A 14,646-nucleotide genomic window follows, 5' to 3' on the forward strand; every position below is an offset into this window, starting at 1 on the left:
ACATTGACGTTTCAGGCGATTGCAGAGCTTCTCGATGGAAGCCAACTCATCACAAAAAAAGAGTCGACAACTTCGCTGGCGGACGTGCCGCGCGCTTGGCGAGCCTGAGAAGATCATTTTCTTGCGAATCGAGGGGCAGTGAGTCGCATAGCGATATGGGAGAGGTTTTCGACTCCGCGATCAACACCTTGCATTGATGCCCATGCTGATTTCGGTCCGGCAAATCGGCGTCTTCCCAGGCGGACCACACCGAGAGGCTATTCGACGAAGGTGACCATCGACTTATAGCATTTATCAGGACAAAACTGCGACGATGACCGTATCTCATCCGAGGATAAGCAATGAGCATGCTTGTTGTGTATGTCGCGCGATTGGTGCCGCTCTGGAAGGAGCGTTACGACGTCGTTGACGCCATAATGGAAGCGCGACGAGAGGAAAGAACGCTCTCAGTTGATCGATTGGTCGAGGAGCGGACAAAGATCGACTCGGATATCAATGTCCTCGGGGTGAAGGAACGTGGATTTGATCCCAAAGCTGTAGAAATTGTCGGTCGTGAGACCATGGAGACTCCTAAGCAACGCGAAAAGCGTGTGCGCTTCAATCTCGTCCTTGATCTCTATCGAAAAGACTTGGCAGAGAACGCCTGAATCGGAGCAAGGCGCTCCAAGCCTGAAACTTTTCCTCTTGCGAGGCCCGGCTTGGTTGACGCGACCGGGATGCCTGGGTCCACCGTGACCGCATAGGGCCTTGGCACCTCTTTCATCACGCCGGTGAAAACTGTCGAACTTGAAAACGCACGCGCAAAGTAATACTTTCGAGATCGCAGGTATTACGAGGTGCAGATGACGACGACAGTGACAGCGAAAGGCCAGGTTACGATCCCGAAAGCTGTTCGGGAACTGCTGGATCTCGTCCCGGGAAGTGAAGTCGATTTCCATCGTGCTGCGGACGGTAGTGTCGTGCTGGTGCGTGCTGACAAGAAAGTGACGGCAAGCCGCTTCCAGCGTTTGCGCGGTCACGCGGGAAACGGCCTCGATACCGACGCGATCATGGCCCTTACACGCGGTGAGACGTGACTCTCATCGACACAAATGTTCTGCTGGATGTGGTGACGAACGATCAGACCTGGGCTGACTGGTCAATCGAACGTCTCGAAACGGCGAGCATTGCTGGCCCGCTGTTGATCAATGATGTCATCTACGCCGAGTTAGCAGTGCGCTATGAGCGCATTGAAGATCTGGATGCATTTGTCGAAGAAGCCGGGTTAGTCATCTCAGCCTTACCAAAGGCCGCTCTTTTTTTGGCAGGGAAGGTATTCACCCGATATAGGCGAGCAGGTGGTTCTCGCACGGGCGTATTGCCTGATTTCTTCATAGGCGCGCATGCCGCGGTGCATCAGCTCCCGGTATTGACGCGAGACGTCGCCCGCTACCGCACGTATTTTCCAACCGTCGAGTTGATTTCACCCGCTCAATAACTTGGACAGAAGCAGGTGCCCATGTGCAGTGGAGACCGATCGGGCGAATACTCCATTGACCTGGGGAGGGGGCCAGCAAGTGGAAGCCGCCAGGCTCGGAGATCGCAGCCATGTTCTCAATGGTAGTCTTCGTAATTAGGGCCCCGCCATGGGTGGCGGGTCATAGCTTGTTGGATCCTCACTGTCACTGGTGGCGAGCGGAACAGGTGGTTCCATGAGCATCTCATGTGCTACCTGATGAAGAAGCTTGCGCACGTCCTCATTACCGATCGTCCTGTCAACAAACCGGTCATCAAAGGCTGCGATCAAAAGCGTTCGCTTGATAATCGCTTTTCGCAGAGTCTGTCATTGACGGCTCCTTCCTGTCTAGCAGGCAAGAGCACATAGTAACCCTCAGCCGTCACCGCCCACGAATTCGTATGGTGACGATTATTCAAGCATACGCTTATGAGAGCGAGAGTCGATGAGAGGGCAAGAAGGGTACGATATCGTACAAAGATCAAGCAGGGTGGAGATCGCTGTAAAGCCGGAGCACAATCCCCACCAAAGTCGGAAGTCCCTACCTCGCGACAACAGGATATGAGCACGATCCCAATTAGTCGGGAAGATATCAAATTGGCCCGTACGATATCGTACGGGCGAAGGCGACTGTCCATCATCAAGAAAGAACAGTCGCCAGTTTGGAAGCCTACGGGGGTAATCGCTTCCGCATCGTTCTTTAGAACAATTCTACGCCGCAATTAAGGCGATAGATGGTGGAGGTGAACGACCTACCCCTAAGAAGCTCAAACCTCCACCTGTCGAGCGTCTTCCCTCACTCGACCTGGGCGAAGTAGCGCTTCAGCGTCAGACAGCAACTGTACGAAACCGTACTGAGAAGAGTGGTGGAGGTTACTGCTACTGCCCTACAAAACAGGAATAACCTCCACTCTAAGCGCCCGCCGTGCGGCGGCGTAGCGGACACGATGAGTATATGCTCACGCTCTGAAGAATAGAGCAAGCAGTATGGGGATTTGTTGCTAGAGTGCGGCTGTGGAAAAATGACATGGCAGCGATCCGTCCACCTCTATAGCCCGGACATCAATGTGGCGGGCAAGTCGATGCAGGATGTTTTTGCTAGTAAGGAGGCGCGGTCCTTGTTCGCTGCACTGGCCTTAGTCGGCAGACTTTTGGGCATCTCGCCAATCAAATGGCGCGTGGGGCATGCCCCCTTGTATCTAAAGGACCGAAACGATATGTTGTTGGACAATATCGAAAATCGTCCAACATGGGTTTCAACATGCCAAGGCAGACCAGTACTCAGCCTCCAGTTCTGAAATCGGCGGATGCCCCACATGGCGTGAGTAGGAGCCGTTTCGATGCTGTTATGGAGGCCGCAGCCCGTTCCGGACTGCTTGGAGACAAAAGCAAGCGCATTGGTGGCCGCATCAGCCCAGCCCTTCTCGAGCAAGCCAAGAACCATACCGGAATAATGACCGACACCGATCTTATCGAATTTGCTCTGGCGACCGTTGCACTCGATGAGAACTTCGGAAGGACTTTCCGTGAGACGCGCGGTACTGTCGATCCCGATCTAAAACTCGGTTTCTGACGTGCCAGATTTTGACTTCGCCGCCTCGGTTCGTTGGGCGCGCTTCGATCCTGGCCGGACACTGGCACGGAGACCGGACGAGGAGTTGCCGTTTCTCGGGGACAAAGGTTCTGCGGGCAGGGAGCTTCTCCTCGACACATGCGTTTATATCGACGGCCTGCAGGGCCGGGCGCCTGACCGGGTCGCGGACCTTCTGGATATTCGTTTGAGCAATCATTCAAGTATCGCTGTTCAGGAGTTGATGCATACAGTGGACGTCTTGGATCCCAATCATCCGAGCACTGGCACTGCGGTTGGACAAATACGTCGGGTGATTGAGGCTATGCCGAGCCACCGTATTTTTGTTCCCGACATAGATGTGCTGGGCCGGGCCGCATTGCTTTCTGGTATGCTTTGCAGATTGCAGGGCTATCAGCGAGATGCGCGATTGAGAGCTTTGCACGACTGCGTGCTGTTCCTTCAGGCGCAGAAACTGGGTCTCACGATCTTGACGGCAAATGTAAGCGACTTCGATTACCTGCTCCAACTGATACCAGCCGGCCGGGCTCTGTTCTACCGAGCTGTTTGACATGGCGTCTGCGTGGAATGGGATTCCGTTTAGGTGCATTCGGTCAGATGCGAGAGGATGACACTAGGAGAATTGGCTGATCGCTATCGCCTGGAGCTGCACGACGTAACGGTTGGCTCCCGAAAATGATGGGAGGAAATGTTCCGGTATGCTCTGCGCCCTCAATAACGAATGAGGCCAAATCGATGTGCCTCATTCAGCAGGTGACGGACAGAAGAGAGCTGCCATTTCCGCCCACCGCGAGCCGGCCGCTCTCCCATCTGATCCAGTTGGGCGGCAATGTCGCGTAGTGACAGACTAGGATCAGCAATTGCAATCGACGCGACGACCTTCATCAGGTGATCTTCCGGCGCACGACGCGGCGAGCGCGCGACCAGCTCGGGCTCGGCCAGCTTTTCGCGGACCATACGATGCACGGCGCGGCGCAGGCGTTCCACCGTCCAGTCTTGGCCCTGGAAATTGAGGACCCTAACGACGTTGTCCCAGCTATGCTGAGGTCGAAGTTTCCTTACCATGGGCAGCCAGGTCTGGGCAGACGATGCTAGCTCATCGAGATATAGCTTTTCTCGTGCTTTCGACACCGCCTTGACCGCCTCTGGGCGCCGTTCTCGAAGCCCGGGATTGCCTGGCAGCTTGCCACGCGCTTTTGCCGCCTTGATGCCGGCTTTGGTTCGTTCGGCGATCAAAGCCCGTTCGAGCTGCGCGACAGCTGCGAGCACCTGTAGAGAAAACATCCCCTGCGGGGTGGACGTGTCGATCGGATCGCGGATCGATCGGAAATGAACGCCGCGCTCTTCAAGATCCTCGATTACCTGCAACAGATGGCTGATGGAACGGGCGAGGCGATCCAGCCGAACGACGACAAGCACGTCGCCGGCAATCAGGTCTCCGAGTAGTCTAGTCAACACCGGCCGCGCGCGCGATGCACCTGAGCCGTGCTCCTGAAAAATCCGCTCGCAGCCGGCGGCACGCAACTCGTCCATCTGCGCGTCATGGACCTGATCGTCGCTCGAGACGCGGGCATAGCCGATAAGACGTTTAGGGGCCGGCGATGGATCGGTAGCTTGCCGTTTTGCCATGGTTTTCTCTTGCGATCTTCAGGTGCTCTGTACAGAAAAGCAATGCGTGAGAAAAGGATCAGTTGCAAGCGTGTTTTATTGGCTAAATGCAGCCTCACCAGAATCGAAAAGCGACTTCAAATGAGCGTAGGGCCACTACGTGAGTGAAATGCACTCTGATGGCCGTCTACGGCTGAAATTTGTGAGAATGGCACGACGGAAGAAAAAACAGCGGTGCAAGCGTCAGAGCGGCTGCGACGGCTCTGGCTTCTGCTCGCCTCGTAATCACTAGCCTATGTCTTCCTGCTTGCGCTTTGCGTTGCGAGCTCCGTTAGAAGCCTCGAAACGAACGGGGAGGGCCGCCGGCCAGAGAATTAGTCATGGTAGCGAGAAATAAAGCCATTCCTCCACGCGTTGGCAACAGAAGTCTCAAGGCAGTCGAACTACGCGACTGATCCCCGTGAGCAAGCCTTGAACAAATCGGAACCCAGTAAATCCATCGGAAACGCCTCTCTGCCACGAGCAGCGGTAAAACATTCCCCGCAGGCATGTTTTTATGAAAATAATGAAATTGATTTCATTGATCTAGATCATAGAACGATAGGACCGTGCGGAGGAGCCGGCCAGACATTCACAAACGCCGCCCCCACTCCGCGCTTAGTATTGGCGATGGCACTGCAGAAGTAGCTCGCGACTGCTGGTGCCGATGCTGCGAGGGAGTCCAGTCGTTTGTCTTATACAGTTTTTGTCACCGCGCCTTCTCTCCATCCAGACGGATTGGCTGTTCTTCAAAGCGCGGATTGTAATCTCGTCTTCCTCGCAAAAGGTGCGGATGAGGCCGATGTCGATCGGATCATGGCAGAAAATCCGGTTGATGCCGTTATTTCCCGCACCGTCACACTGTCGCGGAAGGCTATCAGCTCCTGCGAGACACTCAAGGTCATCAGCAAACACGGCGTTGGTGTCAGCAATATCGACGTCGAGGCCGCCTCCGAACGCGGGATCCCGGTATTCGTTACACCGGGCGCCAATGCTCAGTCCGTCGCCGAGATGGCCTTGGGGCTGTTGCTGGCAGCGGCACGCAAGATCAGCTGGATGGATGGGGAGCTCAGGTCCGGCCGCTGGTCGCGCGCGCAGGACGGCATCGAACTCTACGGCAAGACGCTCGGACTTGTCGGTTTCGGGCAGATCGGACAGAAACTCGCTCGCGCCTGCCTTGCCTTGGGAATGAAGGTCCAGGCATTCGACCCCGGCATTGGATTGGTCTCACCTGTCGATGGAGTGACGATGGTTGCCGCGGTGGATGGATTGCTCGGTTCCAGCAACGTGCTGAGCCTGCACGTTCCGCTTAACGCGCACACCCGCAAAATGATCGATGCTTCAGCCTTCAACGCCATGCCGGATCAGGCGATTCTGATCAACACCGCCCGTGGCGAAGTGGTCGACGAGCCGGCCCTCATCGCCGCATTACAGAGCGGCAGACTATATGCGGCCGGTCTTGATACGACCGCAGAAGAACCGATCTCGCCGGATAATACATTGCTGAGCCTGCCCAATGTCGTGCTGACGCCGCATGTAGGCGGCTCGACCCCTGCGGCTCTTGCCGGCATGGCCAGGGGAGCAGCCGGAAATGTGCTTGGCTTTCTTTCAGGGACGCGGCCGCCGGCCAGCGCCTGCGTGAACCCGATCACTCTGTCATCGACGAAGGAGTAAATTCGATGAGCGACCAGAATCCCAATGATCTCGTTTGGCCGGCCGGCTATCGTATCAATCCTCGCCATACCAGCCTGCCGTCGGACCTCCTTGACGCCTTCGGCAAGATCCCGGTCGCCGTCGCAGGCGATTGTATGGGACGTTCGATCGGCACGATGGGGCTTAGCGCCTATCATGGCAGCAAAATCATGTGCGGTCAGGCTATCACCGTCCGTGTCAGGCCCGGCGACAATCTCATGGTTCACAAGGCCATGATGATGGCAGGTGCCGGCGACGTCATCGTCATCGATGGCGGCGGCGACCTGACCCAGGCGGTGATCGGCGGTCTCATCCGCACGACCGCGATGACGAAGAAACTCGGCGGCTTCGTCATCGACGGGGCCATTCGTGACCTGGCAGAATGGGCGGAGGGCGAAATCCCGGTATTTGCCCGCGGCCATACGCATCGCGGTCCGAGTAAGGAAGGCCCGGGAGAAATTAACGTTCCCGTCTCCGTTGGCGGCCTTGTGGTCCAACCGGGCGATCTGGTCCTTGGCGATCTCGACGGTGTCATCGCCATACCGGCGCGAGATGCCGCAGCTCTGCTGCCGAAAACTCTTGCGCATCTGGACCGCGAGGCAAAGATCCGTGAGACGAATATAAAAGGTACTTCCGATCCGGAGCGCTTCGATGCGATCCTGCGGGCAAAGGGTCTGCCCGTCTAATTCCGTTTCGTCTCGCGGGAAGACGGTCCGCAGCAGGCCGGCGCCTTGGGACGCGCCAGCCGAAATCCACCGGATTGGTCTCCGAACTAAACGGCACAGCTGGTTCCTAAATAACGTAAACCGACATAGCTCGCGGGCAACTGCCTGTGGGAGGAGAAACCTATATGCTCATAGCGCTCAGCTTCGCGATGTTCGTGTGCTTCATCTATCTTTTGGTCAGCAGTCGCATGTCTGCCATGGCCGTGCTGATCCTCGTCCCGACCGTCTTCGCCCTGATCGGCGGATTTGGCCCCGAGATGGGCGACATGGTCGTGAAGGGGATCAAGACGATCGCTCCCACCGGGGTCTTGCTCATCTTCGCCATGCTCTATTTCATGGTGATGACGGATGCGGGCATGTTCGACCCGATCGTGAAGCGAATAATTGGCGCTGTCGGTGGCGATCCGGTGAAGATATTCATCGGCACCGTAGCGCTGGGCTATCTCGTTGCGCTCGACGGCGACGGTGCAACAGTCTACATGATCACGCTCTCGGCCTTCATGCCGCTTTATCGGCGTCTTGGACTCTCGCTTCCGATGGTCGCCTGTTTGCTCCTGCAATGTACAGGCATCGGCAATCTCCTTCCCTGGGGTGGTCCGACTGCGCGTGCGGCCGCCTCGATGAAGGTGGAGATGTCGGATGTCTTCACGCCACTCATCCTTCCGCTTCTGGCTTGCGTCGTCTGGGCATTCGTCATGGCATGGATTTTCGGCATGCGCGAACGCAAGCGCATCGGCATCATCGAGTTCAATTCCAGCCAGTTGATAGAAGACCACGGCCCCACGACATGGCGCCTCTATTTCAATTGGGTGCTGACGATCGTCCTGATGACTTCGCTCGTCCTGGAGCTCCTGCCGCTGTCCTACATGTTCATGATCGGCGCAGCGATCGCGGTAGCTGTCAATTTTCCTCAGTATGCGCGTCAGCAGGAAGTCATCGCCTCACATTCTTCCGCTATTCTATCGGTCGCGCTGATGCTGTTTTCCGCGAGTGTCTTCATTGGCATTCTCAACGAGACAGGCATGGCCAATGCGCTCGCGCAGTCGATCGTCGCGATCATCCCGGATACTGTCGGACCTTACATGGCCGTGATTACGGCGCTCATCAGCATTCCGGTCACTTGGTTGGTGTCGAACGATGTCTTCTATTTCGGCATGCTGCCAATCCTGGCCGAGGCCGCGAGCCATTTTGGGATCACCGGAGCGGAAATGGCGCGGGCATCGCTCGTCGGCCAACCCGTCCATATCCTGAGCCCGCTGGTCGCCTCGACCTATCTTCTCATCAGCCGGCTTGAACTCAATTACGGTGAAACACAGAAATACACGATCCGTTGGTCGGTCGCGGCCTCGCTGATCATGCTCGTAGCAGCCCTCCTTCTAGGCGTGATCCCGCTCTATCGATAAGGGATCGGGCTCACTCGGCGGCGCTTCCATCGCGCCGCCGTCCGCCTTAAGATTGCTCTCTCCGGCGATCTGCACGAGCAGCTTCGCCGCTGGAGTGAAATAGGCGTCCCTCAACCGAATGAGACCGAACTCGCGGCGCATGGTCGTCTCAGTCAGCGGAATTTCCCGCAACTGCGAGCCGACGGCACCTGGGGTCAAGTTCCGTCGGGATATGAAGCTGAGCAGTTTCGTTTCGGCGATCAGCCGCGGAAGAAGCGAGATAGAACTAGTTTCCATCTGAACCCGAGGTGTTTCCAGTCCAAGCGATCTAAACCTGTTTTCCAACCATTGGCGCGTCGCGACTGCGCGACCAGACAGCACCCATTTATACCTGGATAGGTCGTCAATCGTGATCGGCTGTTCAAAGATCGGATGATCATTACTCGCGACAGCGACCACGTCGTCTCCGACCAAAGGATATGCCTCGAACCTGTCTGTCTCGCGCGTCGTCTGGGTGAGGGGCCCGAATACGAGGTCGAGGTTTTTCTCGACAAGAGCGCGAACCAGGACGTCGTTCATCCCAACCGTTAGTTCCAGCGTTACTGCTGGCGCCTGCCTGATCAACTCCGCCGTCAGGGCCGGCAGCATGTACTCCGCCGCAGTGGCGGCGCTGCCGATGCGAACCAAGCCGGCGATGCCGGCACCAAGGTCCGAAATCTCCCGACGGACCTCTGCGGCGTATTGAAGCATGCCGAGCATTCGGAGGTGAAAGATGCTGCCAGCTTCCGTCAATGCAAGCCGTCGTCCTTCGTGGCGAAATAATTCCGTGCGCAGATCCGCTTCAAGCCGTTGGATGCATTTCGTTAGCGCTGGTTGGGTTCGTCCAAGTTTTTCCGCCGCAAGCGCGAGGTTTCCCGTCTCCGCAATCGCAACAAAATAGTTCGCGTCTCTCAAATCGATCATTAAATGCTCCTCTTGCCGCCAGAGGTCGTTGACTTTGAGTGCTAAAAGTAGCGCTTGCGGAGAAACTCAGATCGACGGACCTATTGACCAGAAAAGCGCTGCCACGTCCTTAACAGTATGCAACACTCAGTCTAGCAGCCTAGCAGCCCGGCCATTACGGCGGGTAGCATTATTGTAGTAGCTTGACGCTTGTTGCACCGACCGATGACGTGACTGCTCCATGGCCTCGGGGAGTGGGATGCCGCGGTTCGCTGCTTCTGTGAGATAACCTGACCGCAGCCCGTGCGCCGAAAACTCCCCAGGCTCCAACCCGGCCAGCACCGCCCGCTGCTTGACGATATCGTTGACCGACTTCGGATCGAGCGTCCGCTTCGAAACATTGCCCCGGCGATCCACTCTTCGGAACACGGACCCCTTGTCGATCCTGGCAGCGTCGATCCAGGCATCCAACGCCTCGACCGGTCGGCCGGTGAGATACACGACCTCGTCGTGATCGGCACCGGAGGTTTTCGTGCGTCCGAGATGGATGGCAAGCGAGGGAAGGGGAGGGCCGTCCTCGACGGCGATTGGCGGTTCGACCGTCAGCTGCTCGCGGCGAAGCCCGGCGATCTTACTGCGCCGCCGTCCGCCGGAGGCAAACGCCACCATCAGGATCGCCCGATCGCGGATGTCCCGCAGGCTGCCGCTCGAGCACGTCGCCAGCATTTTGGCCAGCACATCGCCGGTGACTGCCCTGGCGCTCTTGCGTTTTCGCGGCCGCGGCGTGGCCCGGACAGCGAGGCGAATGGCCGACTTGAGGGCAGGGGAGGCGAAGGCCCCGGTCAAACCGCGCCATTTCGTCAGGGTCGACCAGGTGGCCAACCGCCGACGCACCGTGTCGGGAGCGTGCGGGGTGGTCACCTTCAGAAAACCCTGGCCGCGGAGGTTGTGCTCGACCTCGGCCGGCATGCCATGCTCGGGATCATTTTCACGTTTCGCCGGATCCCACAGGTGATGCGCGACGAACTTTAGCAGCAGCGCCTCGGGCGCCGGCCAGGGCAGCGATTTTCCGGTCGCCGCGAGCGACCAAGCCTGCAGGTAAGTAAGATCAGAGGTGAGTGCGTCAAGCGTGTTTGCGCCCATCCCTTCGTTGACTAGGTGACGCAAGGTCTCGACGTCTTGGTCGGTCAACAGCTCGGCAAGCTCGTCGCGGCGCTCCATCGGCAAAACAGCAGCGATCGTGTCGAGTTCGTGGGCGCGGCGATCCACAACACTCATGTCTGTGTTCCACTCTTCTCATACGAGGCGCTAACACCTTTCGGGATCGAGGTAAGCTCCGCAACCGGTTTTCCGGCCCGGCAGATCAGCACCTCGTCACCGCGGAGCGCGAGCTCGATCAATTCTTCAAACCGCTCGGCAGCTTCATCGACATCAACGAAAATACGCATTCTCTTCCCCTAATCCACGCTGGTCGCGACACCTGCAGGCCGTAAAGAGCGCCTGACGCGGCACACACTGGCGCCGCCTGTGCTGACGGCAGCATGCCGTTCCAAAACTTCCGTAATTTCCGTATATCCCGTAAAAAGGAGTTTTGACATGACCTCCACAGTCACGGCCGCTGCAGTCTCCAAAAACTTTGGTGCCTACCAGGATGCCGCCGTCCGCGATCCGGTTATCATTACCAAGAACGGCCGGCCGCGCACCGTACTGATCGCCTACGAAGATTATCTGCGGCTGACAAAGCGCGACCGGCGCGTCGAGCTGACAAGCGCGCTCGGCGACGACGATTTGACCGCGATAGAAACTTCGGAGATGGACGGGTCGCTCGATCATCTCAATGCCGAACTGCTGACGGGCAAGCATGCTGCCGACTGAGCCCAGAATCGGGTGGTGTTTCGCTACTCGTATCTATGGCACTGGCAGTTTGTTGAAGGCCGCGACGAGGGCGACAAGGATCGCCCGGCGCTGGTGCTGGCGATCGTTGCGCATCTCGACGACGGCACGCCGGCCGTACGGTGCTGCCGATCACCCATAGCCCGCCCAACAATCCTGAAGACGCAATTGAGATCCCGCCGGCGACCAAACGGCGCCTGGGGCTCGACGACGAGCGCTCGTGGATCGTTAAAAACAAAGTTGAAAGGAATCAGAACGGGCGCTTCCCGTTGGCAGCTTCGCGCTTCAGCCATTCGGCGGTCGGTTTGTCTGGATCGACCTGGCTAGGGTTACGGTTCTTCAGCTTTCCGCGTCGCAGGATGATGAAAGTGAAAACACCGATAACGACGATCAGAAAGACCGCGAGCGCAATCATTGGCGCAAAAGTCATTGTGGTCATTGGGCTGTCCTCATTTTATCCAAACGCCACACCGGAGCGATGTTCCGACAGAGACGCTGGTCATGAGATCTGCAATCCAGCCAAGCTAGCCAGCCAGTTTCAACGCGTCGGGGTGACGAGCCGGATCGGCAGACTGGACAGCAATCTCGAACATTTCGCGCGCTTCGTCGGGAGTAGCTCGACCGTCAAGCACCTTGAGGATGCAAATATCGGCAGCGGCATAATCTAGGTTCTTTGCATGAGGCCAATTGGCGTGAAGGAAACGCTGCGCCTCCATTGGACCGAAAATTAATCTTCCGCCGGCGACTACTGGCTTATCCCAAAAGATTTTCTGCATGGCATGCTCCTTCACCCAATGTGTCAGACGTTAGTCCGACGTCACATAACCCGGTCGATGGGTGGAGGTTCCCGAAAACTCACACTAGACCACAGACTGTCTGGTGACGGGACGGTTGGCCAAACTGCCCAAGCAACCGACGCTAAGTCTCCATCGGGAGGAGGGAGGAAAAGAAGGATGACCGGCAACGAGGCTTGGCAGGGCATCTGCACCAGGCACGAGAAGCGCGACACGTTCCGTCGTGCGCTGGCTGCATCGTCAGATCGGCAGGTTAGCGTACTGGCCGAGGCAGTCGCAGCGAGGAGCCTTCGCCAACTGGGTGGAGCTCGTGGATATGAGGCCTTCATACAATCGACGCGGTGAGGCGACTTGGTAGTTGCGACAAACAATAACTTTCATGAAGCGACAAAGTTGGCGGAGTACGCAGCAGAGGATTTGGGGAATTTTCTTGCAACCGATGCCCCTATGAGGTCGAAGGAGGCGCGCACTAAGCGCGATCCCAATATCAACCCTGTACACTGAATTTGTACTGGACGCCCCGTTGCGCTGCACGTTTTTGCAGCCTTCGAACGCAGCTTAACTTTTACCGCAATCCGAAAAAGCTAAGGATTGCGAGTAAGATGACGACGGCTCCAACAAGCCAAACGATGTTATTCATAATCATTTCCTCTGAAATGTGAGTGGCTGACGGAAGCGAGAATGCGAAAGCGGGGCTTCGGTTCCATCGTCACTAACAGCCTGCCATCTCGAGCCGTTTAGCAGACCATGCCTCTACGCTTTCGATTGGGCCCGTTGGTGTATCGTTGCGATGGCGAGCATAGGATTACCGTCATGAATAACGTGAGGGGCGCTGCTGACGGGGGCACTCGTGTAACCCTTACCCAGAGGCGCTGACATTTTGCGGGTGCCTGCACCGCTTCAGTCGACGCAGCAACATGTCAATTGCCTAGAGAAACGGTAGTTGGAAAGAGACAAGCCTCCATCGCACCCAGATTATCGATATAGTCGCCATGCTTTTGAAGAAAAGAGTACGAAACCGTACACACAAATGGCCCCTCGGGTGGTTCCGAGGGGCGAGTAAGGACTGCAAGTCAATGGCGCACCAAATGCGCCTTACAGTTATGAAGCCACGAAAGGTTGCATTTGTCTTTAACCGCTGCTCTACAGGCTACGTGAGCTGCCGGCCGGATACTCGCATCTTACGGTCCTGTCGTGCTACCCGCTGGCTGATTTGACTGAGAGGGACCGCCTGTGCCGCCGTCTGGATGCGGGGCATGATCAGTTGGTGCCGAGACTGCAGGTCCCGTACTGGGCGCCGCCGGCTGTGTTGATGAGTTGGTTTGGGCGGGCGGCGTTGCAGTGTTTTCCGCTGGAGCGTCGGTCGACTCCCCCCAAATTTCTGCTCCGAGCCAAGCTATGCCAGCTAGCGCCAGGCTTGCGATGAGAACAATCAGGATGGGACGACCGGTTCTGCCCCGTCGTGCTTCTGTGCCAGTCTCGACAACTTTACGGTTCGCCATCTTGTTCTCCCGAATTGAAGATCAGAACCGTGTTGGTGGTACATCGTTCCAAGGCTACAGTCTTCGCTTTAATTACTATCAATGAACTGCCCCCACTTTCGACCGGACAGTCGGCGTAAGCAGAAGGGCTCAAGAACAGGCTCGAGGACAGGCCTCCCATATCGGCGCGCCTAGGGAACTGGAGAGAGAAACGGCGGTTTCCTTATAGCCCCTCGGCAGATGATAACCGTTCCCGCCTGACAGGATTGAAGATGGACGAAACACAAAATTCTATCGCCAAAACTCTTGGCGTAGCTGCTAACTTCGATGTAGCGCAAGAGGTGTCTAGGCGCGTTGATTTCCTCAGGGGCTATCTGCGCAGTGCATCCGGCCGAACTTTCGTCTTAGGCATAAGCGGCGGTGTCGATTCTCTTGTTGCAGGTCTGCTTGCCCAAGCCGCATCGAAAGGACTTCGCGATGACGGCTATCAGGCACGGTTCATAGCGGTCCGCTTACCATACGGAGTTCAAGCCGACGAGGCGGACGCCCAACGATCTCTGGCCGTTATCAAACCGGATCGTGTCGTCTCGATTGATATCAAGCCAGCTGCTGACGCGATGCTTGCCGCGGTGATGGTCGATGGCGCGGATCTTTTTGGTGCCGATCGGAAGGACTTCCATTTTGGGAACATCAAACCTCGCCAACGCATGATTGCACAATATGCTTTGGCAGGTGCAACGGGGGGACTGGTGATCGGGACCGATCAAGCGGCCGAAGCGCTGATGGGATTTTTTACTAAATTCGGGGACTGACGTCCTGCCGCTCGCAGGTCTCACCAAACGGCGGGTGAGGGCTATTGCGGAACATATGGGCGCACTGTAATGGCCCCATAAATATCCGGACACGATCTCCCACTTAACAAGTGTGCGAGGTAATGTGCCCATTATGACCAGTCACAGTCCTAAGATAGAAGTCCTGTCCGGCCCTGAGCGCCGCCGTCGCTG

Annotated in this window: 15 protein-coding genes and 2 pseudogenes; 11 read left to right on the forward strand and 6 right to left on the reverse strand. The window is 57.1% G+C overall.

What is annotated here, in order from left to right; genetic code table 11:
- The first annotated feature begins 341 nt into the window (after positions 1–341).
- The 5 genes from JNB91_RS16425 to JNB91_RS16445 all read left to right on the forward strand — a co-directional run bounded on the left by JNB91_RS16425 (position 342) and on the right by JNB91_RS16445 (position 3,636).
- Entirely contained in the window at positions 342–647 is a 306-nt protein-coding gene (locus JNB91_RS16425) for a hypothetical protein (RefSeq protein ID WP_220326589.1), read from the forward strand.
- A 195-nt stretch (positions 648–842) separates the two neighbouring features.
- Positions 843–1,076: an AbrB/MazE/SpoVT family DNA-binding domain-containing protein gene (locus JNB91_RS16430; protein ID WP_220326590.1), complete on the forward strand. Its 234-nt coding sequence runs from the start codon at positions 843–845 to the stop codon at positions 1,074–1,076.
- Positions 1,073–1,477 (forward strand): type II toxin-antitoxin system VapC family toxin, encoded by a 405-nt coding sequence (locus tag JNB91_RS16435; RefSeq protein WP_220326591.1) that lies wholly within the window; start codon positions 1,073–1,075, stop codon positions 1,475–1,477. Before JNB91_RS16430 ends, JNB91_RS16435 begins: the two co-directional genes overlap by 4 nt.
- A 1,267-nt stretch (positions 1,478–2,744) precedes the next feature.
- Complete coding sequence (locus tag JNB91_RS16440) at positions 2,745–3,068, forward strand: hypothetical protein (RefSeq protein WP_223218210.1); 324 nt, start codon at positions 2,745–2,747, stop codon at positions 3,066–3,068.
- A gap of 1 nt (position 3,069) precedes the next feature.
- Positions 3,070–3,636, forward strand: a complete 567-nt coding sequence (locus tag JNB91_RS16445) for a type II toxin-antitoxin system VapC family toxin (RefSeq protein ID WP_220326592.1) — start codon at positions 3,070–3,072, stop codon at positions 3,634–3,636.
- A 161-nt stretch (positions 3,637–3,797) separates the two neighbouring features.
- Here JNB91_RS16445 and JNB91_RS16450 read toward each other — a convergent pair whose 3' ends face one another.
- A complete protein-coding gene (locus tag JNB91_RS16450) occupies positions 3,798–4,715 on the reverse strand; it encodes a recombinase family protein (RefSeq protein ID WP_220326593.1) in 918 nt (305 codons plus the stop codon).
- Between the two features lie 708 nt (positions 4,716–5,423).
- Between JNB91_RS16450 and JNB91_RS16455 the strand changes: the two genes are divergently transcribed.
- From JNB91_RS16455 to JNB91_RS16465, 3 genes are all read left to right on the forward strand, one after another.
- Positions 5,424–6,407, forward strand: coding sequence for a hydroxyacid dehydrogenase (locus tag JNB91_RS16455; protein ID WP_220326594.1), 984 nt, complete (start codon positions 5,424–5,426; stop codon positions 6,405–6,407).
- Positions 6,408–6,412: 5 nt separating this feature from the next.
- Positions 6,413–7,111: an RraA family protein gene (locus JNB91_RS16460; RefSeq protein WP_220326595.1), complete on the forward strand. Its 699-nt coding sequence runs from the start codon at positions 6,413–6,415 to the stop codon at positions 7,109–7,111.
- 164 nt (positions 7,112–7,275) lie between these two features.
- Entirely contained in the window at positions 7,276–8,553 is a 1,278-nt protein-coding gene (locus JNB91_RS16465; RefSeq protein WP_220326596.1) for a CitMHS family transporter, read from the forward strand.
- Here JNB91_RS16465 and JNB91_RS16470 read toward each other — a convergent pair.
- The 3 genes from JNB91_RS16470 to JNB91_RS16480 all read right to left on the reverse strand — a co-directional run bounded on the left by JNB91_RS16470 (position 8,527) and on the right by JNB91_RS16480 (position 10,922).
- Complete coding sequence (locus tag JNB91_RS16470) at positions 8,527–9,495, reverse strand: LysR family transcriptional regulator (RefSeq protein WP_220326597.1); 969 nt, start codon at positions 9,493–9,495, stop codon at positions 8,527–8,529. The genes JNB91_RS16465 and JNB91_RS16470 overlap by 27 nt on opposite strands.
- A 126-nt stretch (positions 9,496–9,621) precedes the next feature.
- Positions 9,622–10,752: a site-specific integrase gene (locus tag JNB91_RS16475; RefSeq protein WP_220326598.1), complete on the reverse strand. Its 1,131-nt coding sequence runs from the start codon at positions 10,750–10,752 to the stop codon at positions 9,622–9,624.
- Positions 10,749–10,922: a type II toxin-antitoxin system Phd/YefM family antitoxin gene (locus JNB91_RS16480; protein WP_220326599.1), complete on the reverse strand. Its 174-nt coding sequence runs from the start codon at positions 10,920–10,922 to the stop codon at positions 10,749–10,751. The genes JNB91_RS16475 and JNB91_RS16480 overlap by 4 nt, the downstream gene beginning before the upstream one ends.
- Positions 10,923–11,070: 148 nt before the next feature.
- On the opposite strand from JNB91_RS16480, the gene JNB91_RS16485 reads away from it, so the two are divergent.
- Entirely contained in the window at positions 11,071–11,349 is a 279-nt protein-coding gene (locus JNB91_RS16485; RefSeq protein WP_220326600.1) for a type II toxin-antitoxin system Phd/YefM family antitoxin, read from the forward strand.
- Positions 11,336–11,615 (forward strand): annotated as a pseudogene (locus JNB91_RS30745) (plasmid maintenance toxin (PemK-like)); the annotation flags it as partial. The gene JNB91_RS16485 and the pseudogene JNB91_RS30745, both read left to right, overlap by 14 nt.
- 2 nt (positions 11,616–11,617) lie before the next feature.
- On the opposite strand, the gene JNB91_RS16490 reads toward JNB91_RS30745, so the two are convergent.
- Both JNB91_RS16490 and JNB91_RS16495 read right to left on the reverse strand, forming a co-directional pair.
- Positions 11,618–11,806 (reverse strand): hypothetical protein, encoded by a 189-nt coding sequence (locus JNB91_RS16490; RefSeq protein WP_220326601.1) that lies wholly within the window; start codon positions 11,804–11,806, stop codon positions 11,618–11,620.
- Between the two features lie 85 nt (positions 11,807–11,891).
- Entirely contained in the window at positions 11,892–12,143 is a 252-nt protein-coding gene (locus tag JNB91_RS16495) for a DUF982 domain-containing protein (RefSeq protein ID WP_220326602.1), read from the reverse strand.
- 1,771 nt (positions 12,144–13,914) lie between these two features.
- On the opposite strand from JNB91_RS16495, the pseudogene nadE reads away from it, so the two are divergent.
- Positions 13,915–14,518: pseudogene (gene nadE, locus JNB91_RS16500) on the forward strand (ammonia-dependent NAD(+) synthetase); the annotation flags it as partial.
- Between the last annotated feature and the right edge of the window lie 128 nt (positions 14,519–14,646).

The sequence above is a fragment of the Aliirhizobium wenxiniae genome (genome assembly GCF_019511445.1).
Taxonomy (GTDB): domain Bacteria; phylum Pseudomonadota; class Alphaproteobacteria; order Rhizobiales; family Rhizobiaceae; genus Neorhizobium; species Neorhizobium wenxiniae_A.

Excerpts from the sequence above, each read along its gene's own strand:
- JNB91_RS16425 (WP_220326589.1), top strand. The coding sequence starts at position 342 with ATGAGCATGCTTGTTGTGTATGTCGCGCGATTGGTGCCGCTCTGGAAG.
- JNB91_RS16430 (WP_220326590.1), top strand. The coding sequence starts at position 843 with ATGACGACGACAGTGACAGCGAAAGGCCAGGTTACGATCCCGAAAGCT.
- JNB91_RS16440 (WP_223218210.1), top strand. The coding sequence starts at position 2,745 with ATGGGTTTCAACATGCCAAGGCAGACCAGTACTCAGCCTCCAGTTCTG.
- JNB91_RS16450 (WP_220326593.1), bottom strand. The coding sequence starts at position 4,715 with ATGGCAAAACGGCAAGCTACCGATCCATCGCCGGCCCCTAAACGTCTT.
- JNB91_RS16460 (WP_220326595.1), top strand. The coding sequence starts at position 6,413 with ATGAGCGACCAGAATCCCAATGATCTCGTTTGGCCGGCCGGCTATCGT.
- JNB91_RS16465 (WP_220326596.1), top strand. The coding sequence starts at position 7,276 with ATGCTCATAGCGCTCAGCTTCGCGATGTTCGTGTGCTTCATCTATCTT.
- JNB91_RS16470 (WP_220326597.1), bottom strand. The coding sequence starts at position 9,495 with ATGATCGATTTGAGAGACGCGAACTATTTTGTTGCGATTGCGGAGACG.
- JNB91_RS16475 (WP_220326598.1), bottom strand. The coding sequence starts at position 10,752 with ATGAGTGTTGTGGATCGCCGCGCCCACGAACTCGACACGATCGCTGCT.
- JNB91_RS16480 (WP_220326599.1), bottom strand. The coding sequence starts at position 10,922 with ATGCGTATTTTCGTTGATGTCGATGAAGCTGCCGAGCGGTTTGAAGAA.
- JNB91_RS16485 (WP_220326600.1), top strand. The coding sequence starts at position 11,071 with ATGACCTCCACAGTCACGGCCGCTGCAGTCTCCAAAAACTTTGGTGCC.
- JNB91_RS16490 (WP_220326601.1), bottom strand. The coding sequence starts at position 11,806 with ATGACCACAATGACTTTTGCGCCAATGATTGCGCTCGCGGTCTTTCTG.
- JNB91_RS16495 (WP_220326602.1), bottom strand. The coding sequence starts at position 12,143 with ATGCAGAAAATCTTTTGGGATAAGCCAGTAGTCGCCGGCGGAAGATTA.